The organism is Niveispirillum cyanobacteriorum, assembly GCF_002868735.1.
In the GTDB taxonomy this organism is placed as follows: domain Bacteria; phylum Pseudomonadota; class Alphaproteobacteria; order Azospirillales; family Azospirillaceae; genus Niveispirillum; species Niveispirillum cyanobacteriorum.
On record NZ_CP025613.1, the window covers coordinates 588,992 to 615,077 of the forward strand.

At 62.0% G+C, this 26,086-nt stretch carries 27 protein-coding genes; 14 read left to right on the plus strand and 13 right to left on the minus strand.

Features of this window, described 5'->3' with window-relative positions; translation table 11 throughout:
• Positions 1-8 precede the first annotated feature (8 nt).
• The 5 genes from C0V82_RS23470 to C0V82_RS27645 all read right to left on the minus strand — a co-directional run bounded on the left by C0V82_RS23470 (position 9) and on the right by C0V82_RS27645 (position 7,808).
• Positions 9-1,703, minus strand: a complete 1,695-nt coding sequence (locus C0V82_RS23470) for a YjbH domain-containing protein (protein WP_158660163.1) — start codon at positions 1,701-1,703, stop codon at positions 9-11.
• Between the two features lie 77 nt (positions 1,704-1,780).
• Complete coding sequence (locus C0V82_RS23475) at positions 1,781-3,163, minus strand: glutamine synthetase family protein (RefSeq protein WP_102114849.1); 1,383 nt, start codon at positions 3,161-3,163, stop codon at positions 1,781-1,783.
• Positions 3,160-4,536 (minus strand): aspartate aminotransferase family protein, encoded by a 1,377-nt coding sequence (locus tag C0V82_RS23480; protein ID WP_102114850.1) that lies wholly within the window; start codon positions 4,534-4,536, stop codon positions 3,160-3,162. Before C0V82_RS23480 ends, C0V82_RS23475 begins: the two co-directional genes overlap by 4 nt.
• Before the next feature lie 77 nt (positions 4,537-4,613).
• Complete coding sequence (locus C0V82_RS23485) at positions 4,614-5,219, minus strand: helix-turn-helix domain-containing protein (RefSeq protein ID WP_102114851.1); 606 nt, start codon at positions 5,217-5,219, stop codon at positions 4,614-4,616.
• A 201-nt stretch (positions 5,220-5,420) separates the two neighbouring features.
• Positions 5,421-7,808, minus strand: coding sequence for an FkbM family methyltransferase (locus C0V82_RS27645; protein WP_102114852.1), 2,388 nt, complete (start codon positions 7,806-7,808; stop codon positions 5,421-5,423).
• Between the two features lie 239 nt (positions 7,809-8,047).
• On the opposite strand from C0V82_RS27645, the gene C0V82_RS23495 reads away from it, so the two are divergent.
• The 8 genes from C0V82_RS23495 (at position 8,048) to C0V82_RS23530 (ending at position 15,379) form a co-directional block, all read left to right on the plus strand.
• The gene (locus C0V82_RS23495) at positions 8,048-9,547 is read left to right on the plus strand and encodes a CoA-acylating methylmalonate-semialdehyde dehydrogenase (RefSeq protein ID WP_102114853.1); all 1,500 of its coding nucleotides are present in this window, start codon (positions 8,048-8,050) and stop codon (positions 9,545-9,547) included.
• A 93-nt stretch (positions 9,548-9,640) separates the two neighbouring features.
• Positions 9,641-10,783, plus strand: a complete 1,143-nt coding sequence (locus C0V82_RS23500; protein ID WP_102115172.1) for an isobutyryl-CoA dehydrogenase — start codon at positions 9,641-9,643, stop codon at positions 10,781-10,783.
• A 135-nt stretch (positions 10,784-10,918) separates the two neighbouring features.
• The gene (locus C0V82_RS23505) at positions 10,919-11,701 is read left to right on the plus strand and encodes an enoyl-CoA hydratase (RefSeq protein ID WP_102114854.1); all 783 of its coding nucleotides are present in this window, start codon (positions 10,919-10,921) and stop codon (positions 11,699-11,701) included.
• Between the two features lie 129 nt (positions 11,702-11,830).
• Positions 11,831-13,009, plus strand: coding sequence for an acetyl-CoA C-acyltransferase family protein (locus C0V82_RS23510; protein ID WP_102115173.1), 1,179 nt, complete (start codon positions 11,831-11,833; stop codon positions 13,007-13,009).
• Between the two features lie 98 nt (positions 13,010-13,107).
• Complete coding sequence (locus C0V82_RS23515; RefSeq protein ID WP_102114855.1) at positions 13,108-13,686, plus strand: hypothetical protein; 579 nt, start codon at positions 13,108-13,110, stop codon at positions 13,684-13,686.
• Positions 13,687-13,746: 60 nt separating this feature from the next.
• Positions 13,747-14,661 carry a ribokinase gene (locus tag C0V82_RS23520; RefSeq protein WP_102114856.1) on the plus strand — a complete coding sequence of 305 codons (915 nt, stop codon included), beginning with the start codon at positions 13,747-13,749 and terminating at the stop codon, positions 14,659-14,661.
• 74 nt (positions 14,662-14,735) lie between these two features.
• Positions 14,736-15,140 (plus strand): hypothetical protein, encoded by a 405-nt coding sequence (locus C0V82_RS23525; RefSeq protein WP_102114857.1) that lies wholly within the window; start codon positions 14,736-14,738, stop codon positions 15,138-15,140.
• Positions 15,140-15,379, plus strand: a complete 240-nt coding sequence (locus tag C0V82_RS23530; RefSeq protein WP_102114858.1) for a hypothetical protein — start codon at positions 15,140-15,142, stop codon at positions 15,377-15,379. The genes C0V82_RS23525 and C0V82_RS23530 overlap by 1 nt, the downstream gene beginning before the upstream one ends.
• A gap of 12 nt (positions 15,380-15,391) precedes the next feature.
• Here the strand turns inward: C0V82_RS23530 and ribD are convergent, their stop codons facing one another.
• The 4 genes from ribD to rpiB form a co-directional block, all read right to left on the minus strand.
• Complete coding sequence (ribD, locus tag C0V82_RS23535) at positions 15,392-16,513, minus strand: bifunctional diaminohydroxyphosphoribosylaminopyrimidine deaminase/5-amino-6-(5-phosphoribosylamino)uracil reductase RibD (protein ID WP_342752441.1); 1,122 nt, start codon at positions 16,511-16,513, stop codon at positions 15,392-15,394.
• On the minus strand, positions 16,510-16,971 hold the full coding sequence (nrdR, locus tag C0V82_RS23540; RefSeq protein WP_054168191.1) for a transcriptional regulator NrdR: 462 nt from the start codon (positions 16,969-16,971) through the stop codon (positions 16,510-16,512). The genes ribD and nrdR overlap by 4 nt, the downstream gene beginning before the upstream one ends.
• A gap of 78 nt (positions 16,972-17,049) precedes the next feature.
• On the minus strand, positions 17,050-18,330 hold the full coding sequence (gene glyA, locus C0V82_RS23545; RefSeq protein WP_102114859.1) for a serine hydroxymethyltransferase: 1,281 nt from the start codon (positions 18,328-18,330) through the stop codon (positions 17,050-17,052).
• Between the two features lie 33 nt (positions 18,331-18,363).
• Positions 18,364-18,798 carry a ribose 5-phosphate isomerase B gene (rpiB, locus tag C0V82_RS23550; RefSeq protein ID WP_102114860.1) on the minus strand — a complete coding sequence of 145 codons (435 nt, stop codon included), beginning with the start codon at positions 18,796-18,798 and terminating at the stop codon, positions 18,364-18,366.
• A 546-nt stretch (positions 18,799-19,344) separates the two neighbouring features.
• Between rpiB and C0V82_RS23555 the strand changes: the two genes are divergently transcribed.
• Positions 19,345-19,785 carry a Ros/MucR family transcriptional regulator gene (locus C0V82_RS23555; protein ID WP_102114861.1) on the plus strand — a complete coding sequence of 147 codons (441 nt, stop codon included), beginning with the start codon at positions 19,345-19,347 and terminating at the stop codon, positions 19,783-19,785.
• Between the two features lie 61 nt (positions 19,786-19,846).
• Here the strand turns inward: C0V82_RS23555 and C0V82_RS23560 are convergent, their stop codons facing one another.
• The 4 genes from C0V82_RS23560 to C0V82_RS23575 all read right to left on the minus strand — a co-directional run bounded on the left by C0V82_RS23560 (position 19,847) and on the right by C0V82_RS23575 (position 21,916).
• Complete coding sequence (locus C0V82_RS23560) at positions 19,847-20,044, minus strand: DUF6898 family protein (RefSeq protein ID WP_102114862.1); 198 nt, start codon at positions 20,042-20,044, stop codon at positions 19,847-19,849.
• A gap of 16 nt (positions 20,045-20,060) precedes the next feature.
• Positions 20,061-20,534 (minus strand): MarR family winged helix-turn-helix transcriptional regulator, encoded by a 474-nt coding sequence (locus C0V82_RS23565; RefSeq protein WP_054168223.1) that lies wholly within the window; start codon positions 20,532-20,534, stop codon positions 20,061-20,063.
• Positions 20,535-20,714: 180 nt separating this feature from the next.
• Complete coding sequence (locus tag C0V82_RS23570) at positions 20,715-21,245, minus strand: hypothetical protein (RefSeq protein WP_054168186.1); 531 nt, start codon at positions 21,243-21,245, stop codon at positions 20,715-20,717.
• The gene (locus C0V82_RS23575) at positions 21,242-21,916 is read right to left on the minus strand and encodes a response regulator (protein WP_102114863.1); all 675 of its coding nucleotides are present in this window, start codon (positions 21,914-21,916) and stop codon (positions 21,242-21,244) included. The genes C0V82_RS23570 and C0V82_RS23575 overlap by 4 nt, the downstream gene beginning before the upstream one ends.
• A gap of 281 nt (positions 21,917-22,197) precedes the next feature.
• On the opposite strand from C0V82_RS23575, the gene C0V82_RS23580 reads away from it, so the two are divergent.
• The 5 genes from C0V82_RS23580 (at position 22,198) to C0V82_RS23600 (ending at position 26,073) form a co-directional block, all read left to right on the plus strand.
• Entirely contained in the window at positions 22,198-23,028 is an 831-nt protein-coding gene (locus C0V82_RS23580; RefSeq protein WP_102114864.1) for a class I SAM-dependent methyltransferase, read from the plus strand.
• Positions 23,029-23,116: 88 nt separating this feature from the next.
• Positions 23,117-23,659 (plus strand): PadR family transcriptional regulator, encoded by a 543-nt coding sequence (locus tag C0V82_RS23585; RefSeq protein ID WP_102114865.1) that lies wholly within the window; start codon positions 23,117-23,119, stop codon positions 23,657-23,659.
• Between the two features lie 182 nt (positions 23,660-23,841).
• Positions 23,842-24,432 carry a riboflavin synthase gene (locus C0V82_RS23590; protein WP_102114866.1) on the plus strand — a complete coding sequence of 197 codons (591 nt, stop codon included), beginning with the start codon at positions 23,842-23,844 and terminating at the stop codon, positions 24,430-24,432.
• 3 nt (positions 24,433-24,435) lie between these two features.
• Entirely contained in the window at positions 24,436-25,578 is a 1,143-nt protein-coding gene (gene ribB / locus C0V82_RS23595) for a 3,4-dihydroxy-2-butanone-4-phosphate synthase (RefSeq protein WP_102114867.1), read from the plus strand.
• A 30-nt stretch (positions 25,579-25,608) separates the two neighbouring features.
• The gene (locus C0V82_RS23600) at positions 25,609-26,073 is read left to right on the plus strand and encodes a 6,7-dimethyl-8-ribityllumazine synthase (RefSeq protein WP_054168221.1); all 465 of its coding nucleotides are present in this window, start codon (positions 25,609-25,611) and stop codon (positions 26,071-26,073) included.
• The last annotated feature ends 13 nt before the right edge of the window (positions 26,074-26,086 follow it).

The following is a 26,086-nucleotide window of genomic DNA, read 5'->3' on the forward strand; positions in this document are numbered from 1 at the left end:
GGCCGGCGCTATCGTCGCCTGAATCCTTTATCCCAGTCCCCCACCACCCTGGCATAGCCGGCGGCGTGGCGCAGGTCGGACAGGGTGATGGCACGGTCCAGCCTTTCTGCATATTCGCGCGCCAGGGGGCGTACCTTCACACGGGCCAGCGTCTCCACATGCTGACCCAGCCCGATCAGCGGCAAGGTCACGGACAGGCCCAAGCGGCTGGAGCGTGTCGTCGCCGTAGCGTCCATACCCAGTTCCAGACCCGATCCAAATTGCCGCCTCAGAGTGAACGTCATCCCCAGATCACCGGCCATATAACGGCCAAATGACAGTTCGCTGCGGCTACCCCCGTCCCGTCCTTCCCAGCCGGCAGTAACAAAGCCGGTTGTGCGGCCACTGCCCCGATAAAGCGTTTCAACGCTGGGCGGGCGTTTCCAGACATGGTGCGCGGCCAGCCCCAGCGACCAACGTGCCGTTAGTTGCTGATAGCGTAGCTCCCCCCCGCCGCCGCCATACATCGGGTCCAGGTGCCCGATTTCAGCCAACACGTCCAGCGACGGTGTCACCGCGTGCACAAACGCCATTTGTGCCCGGTCCAGACTGAACCGTCGATAAAGATACAGGGCCGCATCGTCCCGCCCCTTTGACGGGGGATACCAGCGGGGCAGGGGAATGTTACTCGCATTTGCCGCCCGTCCCTCCGCCGTCAGGATCAATCCCGACCAAGGCAACAGGTGAAGTTGCGCACCAGCGGATGCACGGCTCGCGGCTGGATATCCGCGCGGCCCCGCCTCCACCTCCATCGTCGCATCCAGCGTCATTTCCCAACGATGGGCGAGCTTTTCCGGCGTCAGTGCGCGCTCAAAACGCGTACCCCGACGGATCTCGGCTGCACTGATCCGATGGCGTTTCCATTTCCGCAGATCGGGTGCGTAGAGCCGTGCCGACACGCCGGGAAGGCCCAGACGGTGGCTGGCCACGCTCACCCTATCCGACGTCGGATGCTGGTCGGCCAGGGCGGCATGCAGCGCCCCGCCCGGTGACATGAAGGGTCCGATATCCGTCCATGCTCCGGCATCGGGTTGCCGTGATCGTCCGAAATACGGCTGGGCTAGGTCATCCCCTGCAATCTGTTCCGTGATCCCCGCCACCAGCCCCCGGTCACGCAGCCAGGTGATGCTCAACATGCGTCCTGGTTCCGGTGACCACCCGGCACCCAACATTGGCCCATCCACACCGCCGACCCCGGCCCGAATCCAGGTATCATTGATAAACGGTACCGGCGTCTTCACGGGCAGTACTACCTGCAGAACCGGTCTCACATCCCCCATCCCTGATCGGGCCGCCCCTGCTGTGACCTCCACCCCGCCGCGCGTCCAGCCCAGAAGCAGGCTGTCCAGCCGTCCCGTCATGTCGCCACCGTGCCCGCTGCTGTCCAACACCAGATTGGGCAACAGGCCGCGTGCCTCGGCCAGTTCCAGCGTCACATCCGTCTGCGCGCCCCAGTCGCCTTGGCGCACCGTCACGGCAAGTGGCTTCACGGGCCGCATGCCGACACTGACCGCAGCGACACTGTCCTCCGGCACCTCCAAACCCAGCCATAGCGCCCCCTCGCCCGGCGGAAAGGCGGTGGGTTGGTCGGATAGACCCGCCACCCCGGCCAATGATGGTAGGGTCAGCAACAGCAGCAATGTCAGGGCTGATAACAGGCGCATGGGATGGGACGATGAATAGTGCAGGCTCACTATCCACGCCGACACCAATAACATCAATCAAAAGGAGATGTTCAAGCCTAATATAGGTATAGTTGGTAGTCTATATCAGGGATATAGCCCGCAACACGGAATAGTTCAGCCCGCTTGATCGCGATAAAGGAACGGTGCAGGTCCGCCCCCAGCGCATCCTTCAGAAAGTCCGACCCTTGGGCCTGTGCGATGGCAGCACGCCAGTCACCAGGCATGGCGCGGGCAAAGGGCGTTTCCTGGGTAAAGCCCTGATACTCCGCTGCCGGCCCCGGATCGATGGTATGCGCCATGCCGCGCTGCATCCCGGCAAGGACGGTTGCCCCCACCAAGTAGGGATTGGCATCAACTCCAGCAAGTCGATGTTCAATGCGCCGATCCGTGACCGGTCCGGCAGGAATCCGTAACGCAACCGATCTGTCGTTAACACCCCAGGTGGGCTGCACCGGTGCATAGAGCTTGGCCACATACCGGCGCCAGGAATTGGCGTGCGGTGCGAATGCCAGCATTCCATCCCCCATGGTCGCTGCCAGACCGCCGATGGCATGAAGCAACTGCGGATTGGGGCACACCGCGCCCTCATCCTCCGAAAACAGGTTGTGCCCCTGGCGGTCATTCAGCGATACATGCAGATGCATCCCCGATCCAGCCTGCGCCGCGAATGGTTTGGCCATGAAGCAGGCCACCATCCCCTGCCGCCGTGCCATGGCCCGAACCAGCCGCTTCAGCATCACCAGATCATCGGCGGCGCGCAGAAGATCGCGGCGATAATGCAGCGTCAGCTCATATTGGCCCGGCGCATATTCGGAAATCAGGGTTTCCAGGGGCAGACCCTGCGCCTTCGCGGCCTGATAGACGGGCCCGAAAAACGGCTGCATCCCGTCCAGATCATCCAGGCCATAGACTTGCACCTGTCCATGCCGACGACCGTCCAGCGCCATGGCTGCCGGGCATGGGCGGCCATCAGGGCCGGGTTCGGCATCCAGAAGATAGAATTCCAGTTCGAAGGCCCCGGCGGGGTAACGCCCGTCCGTCGCCATCGCGTCGATCTGCGCCGCCATGGCGTGGCGCGGATCGGCTCCATGCGGGCGACCATCCAGATGGTACAGGCTGACCAGAACCTGTGCCCGCCTGGGTGATGTCCAGGGCAGCAGGACCAGGGTACCGGCGATGGGCCAGGCGCGAAGGTCGGCATCGCCCACCGACCAGACCAGCCCCGTCTCCTCCACATCCTCCCCCGTCACATCCAGACCTAGGATTGAGGAGGGGAGATGCCGGCCTTGCTTGTACAGTGCCTCCACCTCATGCCGGCGAATGATCTTGCCACGTCCGATGCCGTTGGCATCGGTCAGGACGATATCGACAGCCTCCACATCGGGATGTGCCGCCAGAAAGGCTTCGGCCTCTACCCATTCGCCGATACGCGTGGTCATGTGGCTTTCCCCTGCGCCAGGATGCCGGCCACCTCCGAAAAGGCGGTGATCAGCCGGTCTACCTGTTCCTCCGTCGTGGCCGGACAGACCAGCATCATATTGTGGAACGGCGCGATCAGAACGCCGCGATTGAGAAGCGCCAGATGGATGGCCTGTTCCAGCGGCCCCGCATGCGCCGCCTCCGCCTCGGTTCCATTGCGCAAGGGGCCGGGGGCGCAGATGAACTCCACCCGCGCGCCGACCCGCACCACATGCCAGGGAAGACCCAGCCGATCAATCACGCCTGATAGCTCGGTTGCTAGATGCTTCGCCAGCGCCTCCATATGGGCATAGGCCGCGTCGGTCATCACCTGTTCCAGGGTTGCGCGCATGCAGGCCAGGGCCAAGGCGTTGGCAGAAAGGGTAGTGCCCATGCCGGAATGTCCCGGCGGTGTCACCGCCCGTACTGCATCCAGCCGGCGCGCCACCTCGTCGGTGAAGCCCCAGACACTGGCCGCCACCCCACCCGCAACGGGCTTGCCCAACACGAACATGTCAGGCTCCAACCCATATTCGCGCGTGTAACCACCGGGACCGGTCGAGATCGTATGCGTCTCATCAATCAGCAGCAGGGTACCCGTTTCGCGCGTCAGACGTCGCAGTGCCTCATGAAACCCCGGATCGGGCAGAACCATGCAGCAGTTGGTCAGCACCGGTTCGGTGATCACGCAGGCTACCGTTCTGTCGGAAAGGGCAGCCTCCAGGCCAGGCAGGTCATTAAACTCCACCACCCGCGTGCCTTGGGTCAGATCGGTGAACTGACCCAGCAGGCCGGGGCGGTTGACAGGTGCGCCGTCAATCAGCCGCACGAATGTCTCATCCACAGTCCCATGGTAGCAACCATTGAAAACCAAGATTCTAACGCGACCAGTCACGGCACGTGCAACGCGTAGGGCAAAGCGATTGGCGTCCGTTGCCGTTGTCGCCACCTGCCAATGCGGCAGCGCGAACCGGTCGCGCAGCAGCGTACCGACGGCCAACGCATCATCAGTTGGCAACATATAGGTAAGGCCGCGAGCCGACTGCGCCACCAGGGCCTGGCGCACCGGTTCCGGCGAATGCCCGAACATCGATCCGGTATCACCCAGGCAGAAATCGGCCAATACATGGCCGTCACTGTCGGTCAAGGTGGCGCCCTGCGCGCCCGTCACCAACATCGGGAATGGCATGGGCCAATCCCGCATCCAATGCATTGGTACGCCTTGATAGAAGCCGGGTAAGCCGTTACCTGCGCGTGCGGCGGCGTCGGGGTGAGCCGCAATGAAGCGCGCGCGTTCACTAGCCATCAATGCCTGGATGGTCTTCGCGGCAATGCCACCGGAACCGTCCACCATTCGTTCCTCTCCCGCAATGTCCGACCCCGAATGTCGGGGCCGGGCAGGGCGGGCGTCAAGGGGCGCTTAAGTGTGCCTCAATGTGGGAACCAGATTCCGGCCACCTTGTGCAGCTTCTCTACATCCTCGATTGACAACTCAACCCGGCGGCGGGACAGGGTCATGCCATAGATCACGCCCTCGTCATCTTGCCGCAGGTAGAAGGCAATCGGACTGAAGTTCAGGCGGTTGATGACCAGATCGCCAACATTGGCCGGCGCATTGGGATTGACCAGCAAGGTTGCACCGATCCCAATGGCGGGCGCGTTCGACAGATCATGGACCGTTACGGCGTAGGCACCGGCGATGCTGCGCATCTGCGGTGCGCGGGGTATCGAACCGGCACTCTTGGCATCCACCCCATCGCGAGCCAGATCGCGCCCTTCATACAGGGGCAATTCCGTATCGGCCTTGTTCTCGCTCAGCATCGTGCGCAGCGGGCTGGCGGGCGACAGCATTTCTGTCGGACCGACACCAAAGATCTTGGCCAGCCGGATAACGTGGTCCGGGCGGAAAGGCCGGACACCGTTCTCAAGCTTCGATATTTCGCTTTTCGACAGCCCCGCCGACGTGGCCAGAGCCGCCAGGCTCATCCCGCGTGAGGTGCGCATCATGCGCAGATGAACACCGTCATGATGTTGCACTTGTGATGTCTCCCCTGACAGACTTCATAGGAAACATACATCTTCAATGTCGCGCGGAAAGGTCGTAGCTACCCCCCAAAGGGTTAGGTTGCTTTTTACTGAAATCCTTAATGGTTTCCCGACAGGCTGGCGGGCTCCGTAGAAAAAATTTTGGATTTCTATTTAATATCAATAATTTGCTTTGGTGAATCCGGCCTATTCCTACCCCAATGGCAAGGTGCTGGTCGATAGCGATAGGTCCCGTTCCCAGCTGCGAATCAGTGGGGCCAACGAGGACAGGTCAAACTTTTGATATAGGGCGAAGAACCGATATCGGTCCGGATTGATCAGTTGGCGGTATACAATGTTGTTGATGTCACTTTCCGTGGCGAAATAATCGATGTTGGCGGTTGGCACAACGGTCTGCACATGGTTCCGCACCATCAGCAGGCCGATCTGATCAATCCAGCGCGATACGCTCGGCCGAGACAGTGCAAGGGACAGATATTGGCGTAGAAAGCCTGAGAAAGCGCGACCCGTTTCCGTCGGGGCGATCAACAGCAGGTTCGCTGTCAACAGGCTGCAGACCATTCGTGCAAAGTCATTGCAGTTGAAAACGACATCCTTGCCCTGCATGCGGTGCAGCAAGTCTCCCACACCGCGCAGCAGCAGACTATCAATATCGGCAACGAAAACAGGGAGATTGAGCGTGTGCAAAAGATAGTCAGCCTGTTCGAAGCGCACACTTTGGAAATGTGCGACCGGCAGGTTGGGAATCGGCGTCTGCGGATCGGCGATACATGTTGTCTTGACCTGCGACGGATCGAAATCATCAGATGTCAGGATCAGCCGGTCATCGTCGATACCAATAACGTCTACTAATTCCCGCATTCGCGCCGCGCCGCCAATCACATGCACAATGATCAGCGCGGGCACATCAAGGTTGCGGAGGGCCGACAGCACAAACAGCCGTGCATAGCGCCGGAAATACCGCTCATCGGCGGCGACCAGCAGCACGGTGCGGGCGGAAAGTTCCTTGGCCCTTGCCTGCAGACCGGCGGGTGACAACGGTAGTCCGCGCGCCGTCATCAACCTGGCCGGCGCCGCCGCGGTTCCGGTTGGTACCGGCCCCAACTCCTCCGCCAATCGTATGCCACGCGATACCGCGTCGAAATGGGCGACCCAGGCGTCCTTCTCGGCATCACTACCTGGCAAATGGCCGGCGGTCAGTCGCAGGGTGATGCCTGTCATTTCATCGACAAGGCGTTGATCCTCTGGCCCGGGTCGGCCGGGACAGATCAGCAGATTGAGCAGTTCAAGAATCAGCAACTGCCGGACCTGCGGTTCGACAATGGAGTTTGCCTTGCGCGCCAATGCCGTGACAAGTCGCCGGAAGGTCGGCCAATCCCGTTCATTTCGGGATTTGGTGGTCAGCAGATGCAGGCACAGCTCGTTTTCGGGCCGCAGGGGCAGCAGCAACTGTGCGCATCGGGTTGCTTCCGTCTCACGGTTCAGCAGAACCATGGTCCGGGTCGCGACCTCCAGAAAGGGAGCATGGTCGGGGAGCAGGATGGTCACCGGCACGATATAGCGAGCCAGTTCGTCAAATCCCCCCTCGCTGAACAGTGTGGCAATACGCGGCAAAGCCTGATCCAGCAGGGCAGAGACGAAGGGAAGGTGGTCGGTGAGTGAACCTGTGATATCCCGCACCCGGATGAAATCCTCCAGTGCCTCAACAAGATTGCCCTGGCTCTGATGACACCGGGCCCGCAGGGCAAGGGGTTCAGCATGCTCTGGGTTCAACATCACAAGGTGGTCGGCTATATTGAGCGCATCCGCCATACGTCCCTCGGTCAGCAATCGCGTGGCCACGGCCAACAGGCTGGGGGTATGCGCACTGACAATGGCCTGCCCGTCACGCAGGGCGATTGTATCCTCGCCCTGGATAGCGACGCGATAGCCTTGCGTCATCAAGAGTTCAGCAGCGGTTCGGCGTTCCGCGACGCTCAGTCCCCCGTGGCGGTAATGGACGATCGCCGGTCGCGCCCGCTTGAAATCGAAGGCGTTCAGGATGTCCAAACCATAGCCATCGCTGTTGAACCGTAGAATGTCGACTTGCCGCACGCCCTGTTCACGGAACAGCGTATCAAGCCGGACAGCACGCACCATTGTCTGGTCAAGCAGCGAGGCCAGCAGGTCGCGGGCCGTGTCTTCGGCTGTTGCGCCCCCCAGCACAGAGATATCTGCCAGCAGGGATTCCTGGGAGAAGGTGATAACGGTGGCCAGATGCGGCGGCAGGATACCCCTGGAAAAGGCCTCTGCATTAAAAAACCAAAGCGGGCGCTGACCGTCGATGCCGGAGATGCTGGCGTGAACCGCCTTGACGCGTGGCAGCGCCTGAGTCCCTTGCACTAGTTGCTGATAACGCGCAAGAACCGGTTCGACAATCAGGCCAGATAACCCACGCCCAGCAATATGGGAATGGAGCGGGTCGTTCGGAACCGGCGAGCAACCATTGATCTGTACGAAGAAGGGTGATGACTTCCACAATGTCAGGCTGGCAATAGCATCGGCAAGCAGATCATGGGTACCCTGGGACGCAACTGCCACGACAGACTCCTTGCCCCTGAATATCGGTCGATGCACGCCCTTGCCCCTGAGGACAGGTTGCGCGCCGTCCCGCAGATATAGCCTGCCAAAAGGGGATCTGTCGCCACAAAGCGGAACTGCACAGGCGGCGCGTATGAGGGCCGCTATTGGCATTCACGCACACTCGCTTGCGCCAAACCGCGCCTTGTCGTGCGCCTGGTCCCGTGCCACCTTCCTTGCAATAACCCAGGGAGGATCACTTGGTCGAGAAGCTGTACCATTTCATCGGCGGCGCCCGTGTTGAGGGCAAGTCTGGACGTTTCGCCCCCATCTTCACCCCCATGACAGGTGAAATCTCGGCCGAGGTGCCGCTGGCCAGCACGGTGGAACTGGCTGAGGCTGTCGCCAATGCCAAGGCCGCCCAGCCCGCCTGGGCCGCGACCAACCCGCAGAAGCGCGCCCGTGTGCTGATGAAGTTCCTGGAACTGCTGGCCCGTGATTTTGAGAAGATCGCGCTGAAGCTGGCCCTGGAACATGGCAAGACCCTGCCCGACGCGCGCGGCGACATTCAACGCGGCCTGGAGGTCGTGGAATTTGCCATCGGCATCCCGCACCTGTTGAAGGGTGAGTACACGGAGGGCGCTGGCCCCGGCATCGACATGTATTCGATGCGCCAGCCGCTGGGCGTTGTTGCCGGCATCACGCCGTTCAACTTCCCCGCCATGATCCCCATGTGGAAATTCGCTCCGGCCATCGCCTGCGGCAATGCCTTCATCCTGAAGCCGTCGGAACGCGACCCGTCGGTGCCACTGATGCTGGCGGAGCTGATGTATGAGGCGGGCTTGCCCAAGGGCATCCTGAATGTCGTCAATGGCGACAAGGAAGTGGTCGATGCCATCCTTGATCATCCCGATATCAAGGCCATCGGCTTCGTCGGCTCCACGCCCATCGGCGAATATATCTTCACCCGTGGCACGGCCAACGGTAAGCGCGTGCAGGCCTTTGGCGGGGCCAAGAACCATGCCCTGATCATGCCTGACGCTGATCTGGACATGGTGGCCGACGCCCTGATCGGCGCCGGCTATGGTTCCGCTGGTGAACGCTGCATGGCCATTTCGGTGGCGGTGCCGGTGGGTGAGAAGACGGCGGATGCCCTGGTCGAACGGCTGGCCCCGCGTGTCCGTACCCTGCGCGTCGGTCCCTCCACCGATGAAAAGGCCGATTTCGGTCCCGTCATCACCCGCCAGCATATGGAGAAGGTGAAGTCCTACGTCGATATCGGCGTACAGGAAGGGGCTGAACTGGTGGTTGATGGCCGCGACGTGAACCTGCAGGGCTATGAAGGCGGCTATTATGTCGGCGGCGTCCTGTTTGATCGCGTGACCACCAACATGCGGATCTATAAGGAAGAAATCTTCGGTCCCGTCCTCTCCGTCGTCCGCGCGCCGGATTATGAGACGGCCTTGTCGCTGCCCTCCGACCATGAATATGGCAATGGCGTTGCGATCTTCACACGTGATGGCGACACCGCGCGTGATTTCGCAGCCCGCGTTGACGTCGGCATGGTCGGCATCAATGTGCCGATCCCGGTGCCGCTGGCCTATTACACCTTCGGCGGCTGGAAGCGGTCGGGCTTTGGAGATCTGAACCAGCATGGCCCGGACAGCATTCGCTTCTACACCAAGACCAAGACGGTGACGTCGCGCTGGCCGTCGGGCATCCGCTCCGGTGCCTCCTTCGTCATCCCGACTATGGGGTGATTGCCGCCTTTGCGGTGATTGGTCGGCCCCGGCATGATTGTCCGGGGCCGCCGCCATTGGCCCATCTTCGATCATCAAAGACAGGACCGCCCGATGGATTTCGATCTTTCCGAGGATCAACGCGCCATCCAGGATCTGGCACGCGGCTTCGCGGCCGAACATATGGCTCCGTTCGCCGGCGAATGGGACGAACACCATATTTTCCCCGTCGACACGCTGCGCAAGGCGGCGGAACTGGGTTTCGCCGGTATCTATTGTTCGGAAGCTTCCGGCGGCACGGGCCTAGGCCGGCTGGATGCCTCGATCCTGTTTGAGGAATTGTCGGAGGCCTGTCCCTCCACGGCGGCCTATATCTCCATCCACAATATGGCCGCCTGGATGATCGACACGTTCGGTGACGATGCCCAGAAATCCAGATGGTTGCCCGACCTTTTCTCCATGGCGAAATTCGCCAGCTACTGCCTGACCGAACCCGGCTCCGGCTCCGACGCTGCGTCCTTGCGCACCAAGGCAGAACGGGATGGCGACCATTATGTCCTGAACGGCTCCAAGGCCTTCATTTCCGGCGGCGGCGCGTCTGACATCTATGTCGTCATGGTGCGCACCGGGGGGCCTGGGCCAAAGGGCATCTCCTGTCTGGTGGTGGAAAAGGGCACGCCCGGCCTGTCCTTTGGCAAACAGGAAAAGAAGATGGGCTGGAACAGCCAGCCCACGGCGCAGGTGATTTTTGAGGATTGCCGTGTCCCCGTCGCCAACCGTCTGGGGGCCGAGGGCGATGGCTTCAAGATCGCCATGAAGGGCCTGGATGGCGGCCGCCTCAACATCGCTTCCTGCTCTCTGGGCGGGGCCCGCGCCTGCCTGAATGCCGCCCGCGAGCATATGGAGGTACGGCAGCAGTTCGGCAAGAAGCTAAACGAGTTCCAGGCCTTGCAGTTCAAGTTCGCCGACATGGCAACAGAGCTGGAGGCCGCCCGCCTGATGGTCCATCGCGGGGCCGCAGCCCTCGATGCCGGCCATCCCGACGCCACGCTCTATTGCGCCATGGCCAAGCGCTTTGCCACCGATGCCGGCTTCGCCGTCGCCAATGATGCGCTGCAGCTTCATGGCGGGTATGGTTACATCCGCGAATATCCGGTGGAGCGCATCCTGCGCGACCTGCGTGTCCACCAGATCCTGGAAGGCACCAACGAGATCATGCGCGTGATCATCGCCCGCCGGTTGCTGGGTGGCGTATAATGCCAATCTACCAGAGGCTTGCCCTTTGGTAGATTGGAGGTCAGCGACTGCTGGCCCGGCGCACATGCGCCGTAAGCCAAGCCGCCGGATGGCGGCGCCCGGCGTCTGAGGGAACAATTATAAGAGGCGAGTGAAATGACCGAGACCTACGAAAACATCCTGGTGGAAACCAAGGGCGCTGTTGGCATCATCCGGCTGAACCGTCCCAAGGCGCTGAATGCCCTGTCCGACGGGCTGGTGACTGACATGGAAAAGGCCCTGAACGCCTTTGAGGATGATGCCGCCATCAACGTCATCGTCGTCACCGGCTCGGAGAAAGCCTTCGCGGCGGGGGCGGACATCAAAGAGATGATGAATTTCTCCTACATGGACGCCTATCTGAATGATTTCATCACCAAGAAGTGGGGCCGTCTGGCCACCTGCCGCAAGCCGACCATCGCCGCCGTTGCCGGTTATGCCCTGGGTGGCGGGTGCGAGCTGGCCATGATGGCCGATTTCATTATTGCTGCCGACAATGCCAAATTCGGGCAGCCGGAGATCACCATCGGCACCATCCCCGGTGCCGGCGGTACGCAGCGCCTGACCCGCGCCATCGGTAAGGCCAAGGCCATGGAAATGTGCCTGACGGGCCGCATGATGGACGCCGCCGAGGCGGAACGCTCGGGTCTGGTGGCCCGCGTGGTCCCGCTGGCCGAGTTGATGGACGAGGTGATGAAGACGGCGGAGAAGATCGCCGCCATGTCGCGCCCCGCCGCCATGATGGCCAAGGAAGCTGTGAACCGCAGCTTTGAGGCCACCCTGACGGAGGGCCTGCTGTTCGAACGCCGCGTCTTCCACAGCACTTTCGCACTGGCCGATCAGAAGGAAGGCATGGCCGCCTTCGCCGAAAAGCGCCCGCCCAACTTCTCGGGCAAGTAAGGGCTTATCAGGGGCGGGGAGGCCGGTGCTTCCCCGCCCCTTGCTTTTGTAGCGGTTGCCAGGCCACTACATCAGGCTTATCTGTTGCGCCGCAATATAATTGATCTGGGAGGATCACCCGTGAGCAGCTTGAACGACGTCGTCATCGTTGCCGGCACCCGCACCGCCATTGGCGGTTTCGGCGGCAGCCTGAAGGATCATGCGCCTGCCGAGCTGGGCACGCTGGTGATCAAGGAGGCCGTGAGCCGCGCCGGTATCGCCGCCGCCGACGTGCAGCATGTGGTGATGGGCCAGGTGATCCCCAGCGGCCCACACGATGCCTACCTGGCCCGTGTCGCTGCGGTTAATGCCGGCGTGCCGGTGCAGGCCCCGGCCCTGACCCTGAATCGCCTGTGCGGGTCGGGCGTTCAGGCCATCATCTCCGCCGCGCAGATGATCAAGCTGGGTGAATGTGATGTGGCCGTGGCCGGCGGTGCGGAGAGCATGAGCCGCTCGCCCCACGTCATGCCTTCGGTCCGCTGGGGTCAGCGCATGGGCGATGCCGCCGTGGTGGATGCCATGGTTACCGTCCTGACCGACCCGTTCCACAAGATCCATATGGGCATCACAGCGGAAAATGTGGCCGCCCGGCACGAGATTGACCGCGCCACCCAGGATGCGCTGGCCCTGGAAAGCCACCGCCGCGCCGCCCGCGCCACCGCCGAGGGCCGGTTCAAGTCACAGATCCTGCCCGTGGAGGTGAAGGTCAAGGGCGGCACCAAGCTGTTCGACACGGACGAGCATTTCCGTGCCGACGCCACGGAAGCCGACTTCGCCAAGCTGAAGCCCGTGTTCAAGAAGGACGGTTCCGTCACCGCCGGCAACGCGTCGGGCGTCAATGACGGTGCTGCCGCTGTTGTCCTGATGTCTGCCGCTGAGGCCGCCAAGCGCGGGACCAAGCCGCTGGCCCGCATCATCAGCTGGGGCCATGCCGGGCTGGAGCCTGAGTTGATGGGCCTGGGCCCCGTCCATGCCGTGCCCATCGCGCTGGAACGTGCCGGGCTGACCGTTGCCGATATCGACGTGATCGAAAGCAACGAGGCCTTCGCGGCCCAGGCCTGTGCCGTGTCCAAGGTGCTGGGCTTCCCGGCGGACAAGGTCAACCCCAACGGGTCCGGCGTCTCGCTGGGCCATCCGGTGGGGGCCACCGGCGCCATCATCACGGTAAAGGCGCTGTATGAGCTGGAGCGGACCGGCGGGCGTTATGGCCTGATCACCATGTGCATCGGCGGCGGCCAGGGCATCGCCATGGTCATCGAACGCCTGTAACCGGGATCATCCGTCGGTTAAGATCGGCCCACCTCGCTGAATAGCGGGGTGGGTTGTTTCATTTCGGCTTCGAAATAATTAAGATAAAGGTTGGGTCCATGCATATCCGAAACATTCTGGCGACGCTGTCATTGCTGATCGCCCTGCCCGTCGCCGCCGCCCCAGCGGATGATTTCCTGGCGGCGTTGCAGCCCCTGTGCGGCAAGGCGTTTGAAGGCACGATCACCACGAACGAGGGCGGGGCCGCCAATGATCCGTTCGTGGGCAAGCGGCTGGTCATGCATGTGCGCGAATGCAAGACGGGAGAGGTCCGCATCCCCCTGCATGTGGGGGAGGACCGGTCGCGCACCTGGATCGTGACCCGCACCACCACGGGCCTTCGCCTGAAACATGATCACCGCCATGCCGACGGGACAGAGGATAAGCTGACCCAATATGGCGGCGACACGATCGCCCTCGGTACTGCCGCGCGCCAGGATTTCCCCGCCGACGCCTTCTCCAAAACCCTGTTCGCCGACAATAAGCTGCCCCCCGGCGCGCAGCAGAATGTCTGGGGGCTGGAACAGGGGCAGGGGACTTTCACCTACGAACTGTCCCGTCCGGGCCGGGTGGTGCGTATGGTCTTCGACCTGACCAAACCCGTGGCCGCCCCGCCCGCACCCTGGGGGCATGAGTGAGGCTTCCAAGGCGTCCCCGGACGCGTTAGGAAGGAACATTCACCCAAGAAGGAAAGCCCAATGGCCCAGGTCACTGTCATCGGTTCCATCAATTACGACATACTGTCCACCATGGAACGCGCGCCCAAGGCGGGGGAGACGGTGAATGGGCAGACGGTACAGTTGATGCCAGGCGGCAAGGGCCTGAACCAGGCGGTGGCCGCCCGGCAGCAGGGTGTGCCCGTGTCCTTTGTGGGCAAGGTCGGGCAGGACATGTTCGGCGACCGCATCCTGTCCTTCTTCGACGAAAAGGGGATCGACGCCACCCATGTGGGGCGTTCGCCGGATGAGGCGACCGGATCGGCCCTAATCCTGGTGGACGCGACGGCGGAAAACCGCATCGTCGTCATTCCCGCCGCCAACAGGCAGATCGTACCCGCCGATGCCGATGGTCTCGCCATCTCGCCCGGCGACATCCTGGTCAGCCAGTTTGAGGTGCCGCGCACCACCATCGCCGCCCTGTTCGCCAAGGGCCGGGCCGCCGGTGCGCGCACCCTGCTGAACGCCGCCCCCGCCCTGGATGACGCCCCCGACAGCCTGTGGGCCGATACCGACATCCTGGTGGTGAATGAGACGGAGTTGGGTCATTTCGCAGGCGTGGAATTGTCGGGCGACGCCGCCGTGGCCGACATCGCCACCGCGGCCCGTCGCCTGCTGCGCCGCCCGGATCAGGTGATCATCGCCACGCTGGGCGTGCGCGGGGCCCTGGCCGTCACGCTGGACAGTGAAACCTTGGTACCGGGCCGCAAGGTGCTGGCCGTGGACACGACGGGGGCCGGCGACTGCTTCGTTGGCAGCCTATCGGCCCGTTTGGCGGCGGGGGATGATCTCGCGACCGCCATGCGTTATGCCAATGTCGCGGCCTCCATCGCCTGTACGCGCGTCGGCACGGGTACCGCCATGCCCGTCGCGGAAGAGGTACAGGCCGCCCTGTGACGCGAAATCACTTGGGAAACCGGGCCTTGCTTGGCTAATCTAGGAACCTTTGATCCATCCGGGAGGGCCGGGCCATGAGCGACACCTATGTCACGCTCAAGATCCGTGAGGCATTGAAGGCCGCACAGGGCAGCCGCAGCCAGGCGCAGCGTGTGCTGATCGCCTGGGCGCTGGATGACGAACAATTGCTGCGCGGCCTGTGCAAGCCGTTTCTAAAAGCCATTGCCGGCAGTGCCGTGGACCGTGTGGCCCGGGGCGGTTCCATCACTACGGCGGCCCCGGCCCCCGGTCAGGGCGTGGTACGCGCGGCGCGCCCATCCACGGGGCCAAAGAAACTGTCGCCGCAAATGATGGACGCCATTATCGCCCGCATGGGCACGGGCGGCGGTGGAACTGCACCCCCGCCCGATGATGGGCAGGAACAGGCCGACAATCTGAAGGCCCTGGCCGCCGCCTTCACCCAGCGCAAGAAGCCGTGATGCGGCGTCCGGCTGCTTTGTTGATGCTGTGCCTGCTATCCGCCCTGCCAGTCAATGCCCAGCAGGCCGAAGCGCGGGAGGCGGCACAGTCCGCCAATTGCAAGCCGACCAAACTGGAAGTCTTGAAGCAGGTCACGGGCCGTATCGCGGAGACGATCTATAAGGTCAGTTGTGCGGCACCGAAGGACAGTTTCGTCCTGATCCAGTGTCGCGACCGCACTTGCGCGGTGATGCGCTGACCCGCACCCGAATCAACTGGTGAGGTAACGGCGCGTTTCGTCACCGACTGGGAAAAGCCGTATCGCCTGTTCCAGCGTTTCGGCCTCCAGGGTGCCCACTGCCGGTAATCCATCGCCGCCGATCAGCATCGGGGCGCGGAACCATTCAACCCCGTCCACCAGCCCTGCCTTCAGGAATGAGGTGGCCACGGCTGCCCCCCCCTCCACCAGAAGCCGTGTGATGCCCTGGCCGGCCAGGGCGGTCAGGGCGGCGGCAATGGGCAGGCGGCCCGTTTCATCGCGATCAACCCGCAGGATGCGGACCCCAAGCGCCTCCAGGTTCGCAGCACGGCGCCCGTCAGCGTCCGCCAGCGTCACCACCCAGGTAGGCGCCACACTGGCGGCCCCCAGGGCCAGCTTCGCGCTGGTCGGCAGCCGCAGATGACTGTCCAGCACCACACGCACGGGGCTGCACCCTTCCAACCCCGGAAGCCGGCAGGTCAGTTCGGGATCATCGGCCAGCGCCGTGCCGATTCCGACAAGGATCGCGTCATGATTGGCGCGCAGCAAGTGGCCGCGCGCCCGGCTGTCGGGGCTGGTGATCCACTGGCTATGTCCGGTCGAGGTGGCGACACGGGCGTCCAGGCTGGTGGCCAGTTTCAGGGTGACGCCGGGGCGGCCCTTCAGGATGCGAGTAATGAAGCCGTGATTGACCGCCTGCGCCTCCTCCGCACAAAGTCCGACATCAACCTGGATGCCCGCTTCGCGCAGACGGCGGATGCCGCCGCCGGAGACACGGGGGTCTGGGTCCTCACACGCCACCACGATACGGGCAATACCGGCCTCGATCAGCGCCTCCGAACAGGGCGGGGTCTTGCCATGGTGGTTACAGGGTTCCAGGCTGACATAGACGGTGGCGCCGCGCGCCGCGTCGCCCGCCTGGGCCAGTGCCTGCGGTTCGCCATGCGGGCGGCCACCGGGGGCGGTGACGCCCCGGCCCACAACCCGACCATCCTTGACCACGATGCAGCCGACCGACGGGTTGGGCCAGACACGGCCCAGGTTTCGCCGGGCCAGGGCCAGGGCAGAGCGCATATGCGCCGCGTCATCCGCGCTGAAGGACGGGGCCGCGTCGGTCACGCCATCCCCGCTCAATCGTTGTCTTCGGGCCGCAGCTTTTCAACGAAATCGTTGAAATCCGCCGCCTCGCGGAAATCACGATAGACGGACGCGTAGCGGATATAGGCGACCTTGTCGATGCCGGCCAGCTGGTTCATCACCATCTCGCCGATCTGGGTGGAGGGGATTTCGGTTTCCCCGCTGCTTTCCAGCTGTCGCACGATGGAGTTCACGACGCGGTCTATCCGGTCGGCATCCACGGGCCGCTTGCGCAGGGAAATGCGCATGGAGCGTAGCAGTTTCTCCCGGTCAAACGGTTCCTTCTGACCAGACGCCTTCACCACATAAAGCTCACGCAGCTGCACCCGTTCGAAGGTGGTGAAGCGGGCGCCGCAGGCCGGACAGAAACGGCGACGGCGGATGGCGGACCCATCATCGGTGGGACGGCTGTCCTTCACCTGGGTATCGTCATTCCCGCAGAACGGGCAGCGCATATGAGCCCTCCATGATTATTATGGTTGCCGATACGAAAACCCCGGTTCCGGCATGGGGCCGAAACCGGGGTTTGTCAATCACAGCGTCGGGTAGATGGGGAAGCGGCGGCACAGTTCCTGTACCCGCGCACGCACCCGGCCCTCTGCTGCTGCATTGTCACCATTGCTGACCGCGAGCGCGTCCAGCACCTCAACGATCATGTCGCCGACCTGCGCAAACTCGGCAGTGCCGAAGCCACGGGTGGTGGCGGCCGGGGTGCCCAGACGCACGCCGGAGGTCACGAACGGCTTCTCCGGATCGAACGGCACGCCGTTCTTGTTGCAGGTCATGCCGGCGCTTTCCAGCGCATGCTCGGCTGCCTTGCCCGTCAGCTTCTTCGGACGCAGATCGACCAGCACGATATGGCTGTCGGTGCCGCCGGACACGATGTCCAGGCCGCCGGCGATCAGACGCTCGGCCAGAACCTTGGCGTTGGCGACGACATTGGCGGCGTAGGTCTTGAATTCCGGACGCAGCGCCTCACCAAAGGCCACGGCCTTGCCGGCGATAACATGCATCAGCGGGCCACCCTGCAGGCCCGGGAACACGGCGGAATTGAACTTCTTGCCCAGATCCAGGTCGTTGGACAGGATCATGCCGCCACGCGGACCGCGCAGGGTCTTGTGCGTGGTCGTGGTCACGACATGGGCGTGCGGCAGGGGCGAGGGGTAGACGCCGGCGGCGACCAGACCTGCATAATGGGCCATGTCGACCATCAGATAGGCGCCGATCTCGTCCGCGATCTTGCGGAAACGGGCAAAGTCGATCTGGCGCGGATAGGCGGAGCCGCCAGCAATGATCAGCTTAGGCTTATGCTCACGCGCCTTGGCCTCCAGATCATCATAGTCGATCAGGTTGGTGTCGCGGGTCACGCCATAGGACACGACCTTGAACCACTTGCCCGACTGGTTGGCGGGCGCGCCGTGGGTCAGGTGACCGCCGGCAGCCAGATCCATGCCCATGAAGGTGTCGCCCGGCTGCAAAAGCGCCATGAACACGGCCTGGTTGGCCTGCGCACCGGAATGCGGCTGCACATTGGCATATTCACAGCCGAACAGCTTCTTCGCCCGCTCAATGGCTAGCGTTTCGGCGATGTCGACATATTCGCAGCCGCCGTAATAGCGCTTGCCCGAGTAACCCTCGGCATACTTGTTGGTCAGAACCGAACCCTGGGCCTCCAGCACGGCGGTGGAGACGATGTTCTCCGAGGCGATCAGTTCGATCTGATCCTGCTGCCGGCCCAGCTCCTGACGCAGCGAGGCGTACAGTTCGGGATCGGCGTCGGACAGCTTGTCGGTGAAGAAACCCTGGATGCTCATGTTCGTCTGGTCCTCTGGTACCGGTCGGGCGTTTTAGCCCAACATCGCGACACGGCGGGCATGACGGCCGCCTTCGAATTCCGTGGTGAAGAAGGTGGCGACACAATCCTTCGCCACCTCCACGCCGATGGTGCGCGCGCCCAGGCACAGCACGTTGGCATCATTATGCAGACGGGTCAGGCGGGCCTCCGTCGGCGTGTGGCACAGGGCGGCGCGCACGTGGCGGTGGCGGTTTGCGGCAATGGAAATGCCGATACCGGTCCCGCAGATCAGCACGCCAGCATTGGCCCGCCCATCGGCCAGGGCTGCAGCGACAGCATCCGCAAAGCTGGGATAATCCACCGACTCCGGCCCGTTGGTGCCAAGGTCGAGGACCGTGTGACCGGCGGCGCGCAGTTGTTCGGCCAGGACGGCCTTCAGTTCCGGACTGGCGTGGTCGCCGGCAATCGCGATGGTCTGGATACCCATAATCCACCCTTTCCGGGCAAGGACGCCCGGCACCCCTGGAAACAGAGAAGCAACCCCATCACTAGGGGGTCGCCGACGGGCAGGACCCTAGCAGAAGTGTCGCCGCCACACCAGTTCCCGCCCTGGCCCATGAAAGCAGCCCGGCCTTGCCCCCGGCGCGCCCCTGGAGTGACCGTTGCAGGCTTGAAAGTAATGGCACAATAGAAATAATTGAAACAGAGCGTCGGCAAATCTTGTGGGGCCAGCTTACCCTGTGGTTTTCCAACGCTTTCGCGATGAATGAAGATAATTTGATAAATCTTGAAAATTACTGAAAAATCCATTGTTCACAAGAATCGTCCAATCAGACTAATATCCATTGGCCGCAGCATCGATACAAAAAGCGAAATCAGTGGCTTTTGATGTTTCGTCAACCATAGACTGATATGATAATAGCAATCCAAGTAAAAAACTTCCTCGTTTTCAACGGTTCCGTGTTGACATGCGGACGCACCCATGCGAAGCGTCGGTTCATAGTTGATTAACCGTTCAGGAATGTTGGGTGCAATGGAACAGCAAGGGAATGAGGTGTTGACGGGGGATCTGCTGCGCATGACGGCGGAGATCGTATCCGCCTATGTCGGCCAGAATACACTGCCGACGCAGCAATTGCCGGAAGTCATCAACTCCGTCTATGTAACCTTGACGGGGCTGCAGGGCGTTCCTGCTGAAGTACAACAGGAGCCGATGCGTCCTGCTGTGCCGATCAAGAAGTCGGTGACGCCGGAATACATCGTCTGCCTGGAGGACGGGAAGAAACTGAAGATGCTGAAGCGGCATCTGCGTTCAACCTACGACATGACCCCGGAAGAATACCGTGCCAAGTGGGGCCTGCCGCCTGATTACCCCATGGTTGCGCCCAATTATGCGGCACAGCGGTCTGAATTCGCCAAGAAGATCGGTCTGGGCCGGGGCGATACGCGCAGCGCTTCCCGCCGCCGGGCCTGACCTGCGGGGGCTTGCATAAGAAAAGGCCGCGCGGGACACTTCCCGCGCGGCCTTTTTGGTCTCAGGACTGGCCCTTGCGCAACACGTAATTCAATTTCGCCAGGGCGTTGCGCGCTAGAACGGTCTTACCGGCACTGGCCGGCCCCTGAATGATGATCTCGGTATTGGTGGCCGGGTCGATGGCGCTGACCCGCACGATGTTGCCGACCGGATGGAATTCGATCAGCACATCCTTTTCGTTCAAAGGCGGCCGCGGCATGGCAGGCGCCCTGCGGTCAGAGCGGCCCCGACGACGCATAGGCGCCGTAGGACAGGGAGGAGGTCCAGAACCGCTCTAGCGTACGCATCGTCTCGTTTGCGCGCGTCAGTTCCTCCGCTGACAGCCCGGACTTGTCCAGCGCATCGACCTGGCGGGAGAAAAGTTCCGAAATCCGGTCGCGCAGCTTCAGCCCCTTGTCGGATAGGCGGACACGGACGGAGCGACGGTCATGCGTGGAACGTTCCTGCGTCAGGTAGCCGTTCTCATGCATCTTCTTGACGTTGTAAGAAACGTTGGAGCCAAGATAATAGCCCCGAGCCGTCAATTCACCGACGGTCAGCTCATCATCACCGATATTATACAGGATCAGACTTTGGACATTGTTGATGTCCTGCATGCCAAGACGGTCCAGCTCGATCTTCAGCACTTCCAGGAAATGGCGATGCAGCCGCTCGATAAGCAGGATGCTGTCATAATAGGGTTGCCGCAATGCCATCTCCATTGGTCCCATGCGCCCGCGTGCGTGAAACTTCACCGGCAATAACGACCGCCTTTTATCACGAACCGAGCCTGTGACTAGTCAAAAACCATACTCCGTTCGGGGAGGCGGCGCGTAAAATAACCGAATTCCGTAACAATGTGCCAGAAAACCCATCGGGCGGCGTTTATGTCACGCGCCCCGCTTTGCACCCAGCTTGGCGCGGGCCATGTTCAAAGACACGGCAAGGGCTTGTCCGATCTGGCCGCCATCACCCTTGATATCGTCACGCACCAGAACATGCATGGCGTCGATATGCAGGCCGACAACGGCCAACTGCGCCACGCTTGGGTTGGGGATGGGTACCAGGAAATGGTTCAGTGAGTTGGCGAAATCGGACAGAAGATCATAACCGAAGGTCTTACCCAACGTCATGATGCCGTCGCTGACCTTGATAACCCGCTTCAGATGGGTGGGGCGGTTATCCACGTCGGTCATGGCGCGGCGATAGGCGTCCTGCAATTCCGTGAGATCGACGCGTGTTTGGGCGATATGGGCATCGGACATGCGGGCGACGTGGGTGCTGGCGCGTGCAAGGGCAGCTGGGTCGATCATACCCGGCTTTCCATCGGCAGAGCCGCCCACCTTCTCGCGCAGCTTGTTCGGCCGCTTGATGATCTCGACCGCCGGTACGCGTGCGTCAGGCTTCAGATTGTCATTCATGCGCTTGCCCGCTGGGCCTCGGCTTCCGCCGGAACCTCAGCCCCTCCATCAACATTCTCAGAGGGATTCTCCACAGAACCACCCTGGCTGTCGATAACCATGTGAGCGCCTTCGTCAACAACCCGCACATCTTCGGGGCTCATAAGGCGGCGGTCGGCACCATCATGGGGCAACGTCTGGCGCCGGCGGTCAGGTCCGAAATAATTCGGCGCCCGCACGAAGGATCGCGGCTTGTCGATGATGGCCAGAAGACGGCTGGCTACATTGATGACAGACATGGGCTTGGCCAGATATTCCGTCACGCCGCTGTCGCGGGCCAGACGCACCGCCGCCTCATCGGCCTCACCACTCATCATCACGAAGGGCAGGAAACGGATCTTGTCGCTTTCATGTTCGCGCACCCATTTCAGCAAACCGATCCCATCCATCGGTTCCATCAGGTGGTCGGCGAAAATAATGTCCACATCGCGGCCTGCGGTGCTGTCCATCTGGGCGGAAACATCAAGGATGGCCATTGCCTCCTCGCCATTATCCGCCTGCAGAACCTTGCCGATCCCCAACGCCTTGAAGATCGTGACCATGATGGAGCGCACAAAGCGGTTATCGTCCGCGATCAGCACGGACAGACCGTCGAACCGATAATATTTGCCGCTGGAAGGTGGTTTCGACATCGGGTCAGACGTTCCGCGCAAGACCGCCCCGTGCGGGGCGTGCCGTTACAGCTATCGTCATCCCGGCGGCGAATGCAAGCACAGAGAGTATCACCGAAAGCATAAGTTCAGCCTTTTCCAGAGTGTCGGCATTTAAATCGGTTGATATTTATATAGGGTTAACATGATCATCCATGCGTTGGTAACCATGCTACCCTGTGCGGAAAGGTCAGTTTCCAGTAAAATTGATCGGCGTAAACAAAACATTAAACAAGCAATGAATACGTTTGCGGAAGGCCAGCATGAACCGGACTGTCGCGATAGTTGAAAGTCAGCGCTGGACGCAAAGCGCCAATGCTTGGGATCATTGGGCCGATGGCATGGCCAATCCCGCTGATCGGATTAACCAGCCGCTTCTCGACCTTGCCGGTGCCCCGGCGGGCTCTCGGGTATTGGATATCGCCGCCGGCGTGGGAGAACCATCCCTGACCCAGGCACACCGGATCGGTGCCGATGGTCTGGTCGTGGCCTGCGATCTGGTTCCCGCCATGCTGTCGGGACTCGGGCGGCGGGCTAGGGGGCATCCGCATCCGCCCCATCCTGTTGCCGCCGACATGACCATTCTGCCCTTTGCCGATGCTGGATTCGACCGGGTTCTGTGCCGGTTCGGTCTAATGTTCGTGCCTGAATATGAATTGGCCCTCGCGGAAATGCGCCGGGTCCTGCGCTCCAACGGGGTTGCCGTCCTGGCGGTCTGGGGGCCACGGGCCGGGAACAGCCTGTTCGACCGCCTGGGGCGCCTGCTCTCCCGCGAATATGGGGACAGGGTAGACGCTTTGCTTTCCCCGCTTTTCCGCTTCGCCGACCCCGGAAACCTGCTGCGGCAGGCTGAAAACGCCGGTTTCCGCCATGTCCGGGCAGAGACATTGATACTGAACAATCCGGCCAAGGCAGACCATCCCTTCTGGCTGCCGACATTGGAGATGGCGTTCAGCCCCCTTGTCGCACCGACGCCGCCCGATCAGCGCGCTGCCCTGTATGCCCATATCGCCGCTGATTTCGCCACGGCGACGGATGAGCAGGGGCGGTTCCACGTTCATATGGCGGTTAACCTGATCCGGCTGCAAACATGATTAACGGAATGTTATATATCAATCCGATGCATCACTTGACTATGGTCAGGCAGGCTTTATCGTGCCGGCACTGTCAGACAGGTGTGTGATGATTGATGTAAAGACCTTGTGCCTCGGTGTGTTGAGCCGTGGCGATGCTTCCGGCTATGAAATTCGCAAGGAATTCGAAGAAGGTCCGCTGAGCCATTTCAGTGATGCGGGCTTCGGATCCATTTATCCAGCGCTGAAACGGCTGCTGGATGATGGTCAGATTGTGATGCTGCCGCATAATGGTGATGGCCGGCCCGACAAGAAACTGTACCGCATTACGCCCGCAGGGCGGCATGCGCTTTATCAGTCGCTGATCAAGACGCCGTCTGCGGACAAGCTGCGTTCCGACCTGATGTTTATCCTCAGCTTCGGTCACCTGCTGCCGCCACGTCATCTGGACCGGATCATTGGTGACCGGATCAGCGATTACCGTCAGATGATCGCGACCCTGGAAGTGGAGGGCAGCACGGCCCATCGCACGCCCGGCGAACGATTCGTGGAGGGAATGGGTCTGGCGATCTATCGCGCCGTTGCCGGATACCTGGAGGAACACCGCCATGAGCTGGTGGCAGCCGCGTTGATGGAAAGTCAGGTCGCCTGAGCATATTCCTTGTTGTGCCCCTTTCCGCAGCAGATGCGGAAAGGGGCGATGGTGGCGGCCACATGCCATAAGGATGCAGGCTACCGGCCTGCGTCAGCATCCCATTAACCCCATCCCGCCATGCGCCCCGCGCATCTATCGCCCCCTCGCACAAATGCGCGGTAAGCCCTAGGTTATGGCCCATGTTTACCGGAATCATCACCGATGTCGGCCGCGTCGTGGAGATCGAGCGCCGTGGCGACCTGAGACTGACCATCCAAACGCGGTTCGACCTGAACAGCGTTGCCATGGGCGCGTCCATTGCATCCAACGGGGTCTGCCTGACCGTCGTGGAGAAGCTGGCCGACGCCTATAAGGTGGATGTGTCCGCCGAAACCATTGCGAAGACGACCGTTGGCGACTGGGTTGTCGGCACGCCGCTCAACCTGGAACGTTCCTTGAAACTGGGGGATGAGCTGGGCGGGCATCTGGTCTATGGCCATGTCGATGGCGTGGGGGAGGTGGTGTCCGTGACGCCCGACGGCGACAGCCACCGCTGGCGCTTCCGCGTGCCGCAGACCCTGAAGCGGTTCATCGCGGCCAAGGGGTCGGTCGCACTGAACGGCGTGTCGCTGACCGTGAACGAGGTCGATGACGACGTCTTCGGCGTCAACATCATCCCGCACACGGCGGAACAGACGACCTTCGGCCTGATCGGGCCGGGGGCAAAGATCAATCTGGAAGTGGATATGCTGGCGCGTTACGTCGCGCGGCTGGTGGGGAAGGACGCTTAATCCATGTCGGCCATCGAAACCCGTCTGACCGAGGACGACCGTCCCGTGCTGTCCAGCACCGAGGAACTGATCGAAGAGGCCCGCCAGGGCCGGATGTTCATCCTGGTCGATGATGAGGACCGGGAGAATGAAGGCGATCTGGTGATCCCCGCTTCTGCCGCCACGCCGGAGGCCATCAATTTCATGGCGCGCTTCGGGCGCGGCCTGATCTGTCTGGCCATTGACAGCCCGATGAATGAACGCCTGCGTCTGCCCTTGATGGCGCAGCAGAATGGCACCCGTCACCAGACGGCCTTTACCGTGTCGATTGAGGCGCGGACCGGCGTGACCACCGGCATCTCCGCCGCTGACCGCGCCCGGACCATTCAGGTCGCCATCGATGAGAATGTCGACAGCCGCGATATCGTGACCCCCGGTCACGTCTTCCCACTGCTGGCGCGTGACGGTGGCACCCTGGTTCGTGCCGGCCATACTGAAGCGTCGGTGGACCTGTCGCGTCTGGCCGGTCTGCCTGCTGCCGGCGTGATCTGCGAGATCATGAATGATGACGGCACCATGGCCCGCATGCCGGATCTGGTGAAGTTCGCGCAGCTGCACGGGCTGAAGATCGGCACCATCGCCGACCTGATCGCCTATCGCCGCCGCACCGAAACCATCGTCGAACGCTCCTACCGCACTGTTTTGGACAGCCACCATGGCGGTCGGTTCGAAATGATCGTCTATCGCAACCGTATTTCGGGTGCGGAGCATATCGCGCTGGTCAAGGGCGACATCCATGATGATGTGCCGGTGCCGGTCCGCATGCATTCGCTGAACATCGTCAAGGACCTGTTGGCCGACAGCCGCCATGGCCCGGTGGGTAGCCTGGAAGCCGCCATGAAGGCCGTGGGCGATGAAGGGCGCGGCGTCATCGTCCTGATGCGCGACGCCCAGCCCTTCTCGCTGGCTGACCGGCTGCGCGCCATTGATGACGGCAATGCCGACTTGAATGGCGAGCTGCGCGATTACGGCATCGGCGCCCAGATCCTGAACGACCTGGGCGTGAAGAAGATGGTGCTGCTGAGCAATACCAAAAAGACGGTGGTGGGCCTCGAAGGCTATGGCTTGACCATTGTCGGTCAAAGGGCCATACCCACCCCCTTCTGATCTTTCAACATGACGGACTGGATGGCCCCCATGGCTGACGCGCCCCATATCATGATCGTTGAGGCCCGTTTTTACGACGACCTCGCGGACGAACTGGTCAAGGGCGCCGTCGCAGCCCTGGATGCGGTGGGCGCGACCTATGAAATTTTTCAGGTGCCCGGCGCCCTGGAAATCCCCGCCGCCATCCAGTTCTCTGTCCGCTCCATGGATTTCTATTCCGGTCGCCGCCGTTTTGACGGTTATGTGGCGCTGGGCTGCGTGATCCGGGGCGAGACGACGCATTACGACTATGTCTGCCAGGAAAGCGCCCATGGCCTGGCTCAACTGTCGCTGAACCATACGCTGGCCATCGGCAACGGCATTCTCACGACCGAGAATTATGAGCAGGCCTGGGCCCGCGCTGCCGTTAATCAGAAGAACAAGGGCGGTTTCGCCGCCAATGCCTGCCTTCAGATGATCGAGCTGAAGAAGCAGTTCCGTCTCTATTCACGCTGAGTTTCCAGGTTTA

What these genes read in the sequence shown, in the direction of transcription:
- C0V82_RS23470 (WP_158660163.1), bottom strand. Translation starts at nt 1,703, where the DNA reads ATGCGCCTGTTATCAGCCCTGACATTGCTGCTGTTGCTGACCCTACCA.
- C0V82_RS23475 (WP_102114849.1), bottom strand. Translation starts at nt 3,163, where the DNA reads ATGACCACGCGTATCGGCGAATGGGTAGAGGCCGAAGCCTTTCTGGCG.
- C0V82_RS23480 (WP_102114850.1), bottom strand. Translation starts at nt 4,536, where the DNA reads ATGGTGGACGGTTCCGGTGGCATTGCCGCGAAGACCATCCAGGCATTG.
- C0V82_RS23500 (WP_102115172.1), top strand. Translation starts at nt 9,641, where the DNA reads ATGGATTTCGATCTTTCCGAGGATCAACGCGCCATCCAGGATCTGGCA.
- C0V82_RS23505 (WP_102114854.1), top strand. Translation starts at nt 10,919, where the DNA reads ATGACCGAGACCTACGAAAACATCCTGGTGGAAACCAAGGGCGCTGTT.
- C0V82_RS23515 (WP_102114855.1), top strand. Translation starts at nt 13,108, where the DNA reads ATGCATATCCGAAACATTCTGGCGACGCTGTCATTGCTGATCGCCCTG.
- C0V82_RS23520 (WP_102114856.1), top strand. Translation starts at nt 13,747, where the DNA reads ATGGCCCAGGTCACTGTCATCGGTTCCATCAATTACGACATACTGTCC.
- C0V82_RS23525 (WP_102114857.1), top strand. Translation starts at nt 14,736, where the DNA reads ATGAGCGACACCTATGTCACGCTCAAGATCCGTGAGGCATTGAAGGCC.
- C0V82_RS23530 (WP_102114858.1), top strand. Translation starts at nt 15,140, where the DNA reads ATGCGGCGTCCGGCTGCTTTGTTGATGCTGTGCCTGCTATCCGCCCTG.
- nrdR (WP_054168191.1), bottom strand. Translation starts at nt 16,971, where the DNA reads ATGCGCTGCCCGTTCTGCGGGAATGACGATACCCAGGTGAAGGACAGC.
- glyA (WP_102114859.1), bottom strand. Translation starts at nt 18,330, where the DNA reads ATGAGCATCCAGGGTTTCTTCACCGACAAGCTGTCCGACGCCGATCCC.
- rpiB (WP_102114860.1), bottom strand. Translation starts at nt 18,798, where the DNA reads ATGGGTATCCAGACCATCGCGATTGCCGGCGACCACGCCAGTCCGGAA.
- C0V82_RS23555 (WP_102114861.1), top strand. Translation starts at nt 19,345, where the DNA reads ATGGAACAGCAAGGGAATGAGGTGTTGACGGGGGATCTGCTGCGCATG.
- C0V82_RS23560 (WP_102114862.1), bottom strand. Translation starts at nt 20,044, where the DNA reads ATGCCGCGGCCGCCTTTGAACGAAAAGGATGTGCTGATCGAATTCCAT.
- C0V82_RS23570 (WP_054168186.1), bottom strand. Translation starts at nt 21,245, where the DNA reads ATGAATGACAATCTGAAGCCTGACGCACGCGTACCGGCGGTCGAGATC.
- C0V82_RS23575 (WP_102114863.1), bottom strand. Translation starts at nt 21,916, where the DNA reads ATGTCGAAACCACCTTCCAGCGGCAAATATTATCGGTTCGACGGTCTG.
- C0V82_RS23580 (WP_102114864.1), top strand. Translation starts at nt 22,198, where the DNA reads ATGAACCGGACTGTCGCGATAGTTGAAAGTCAGCGCTGGACGCAAAGC.
- C0V82_RS23585 (WP_102114865.1), top strand. Translation starts at nt 23,117, where the DNA reads ATGATTGATGTAAAGACCTTGTGCCTCGGTGTGTTGAGCCGTGGCGAT.
- C0V82_RS23590 (WP_102114866.1), top strand. Translation starts at nt 23,842, where the DNA reads ATGTTTACCGGAATCATCACCGATGTCGGCCGCGTCGTGGAGATCGAG.
- ribB (WP_102114867.1), top strand. Translation starts at nt 24,436, where the DNA reads ATGTCGGCCATCGAAACCCGTCTGACCGAGGACGACCGTCCCGTGCTG.
- C0V82_RS23600 (WP_054168221.1), top strand. Translation starts at nt 25,609, where the DNA reads ATGGCTGACGCGCCCCATATCATGATCGTTGAGGCCCGTTTTTACGAC.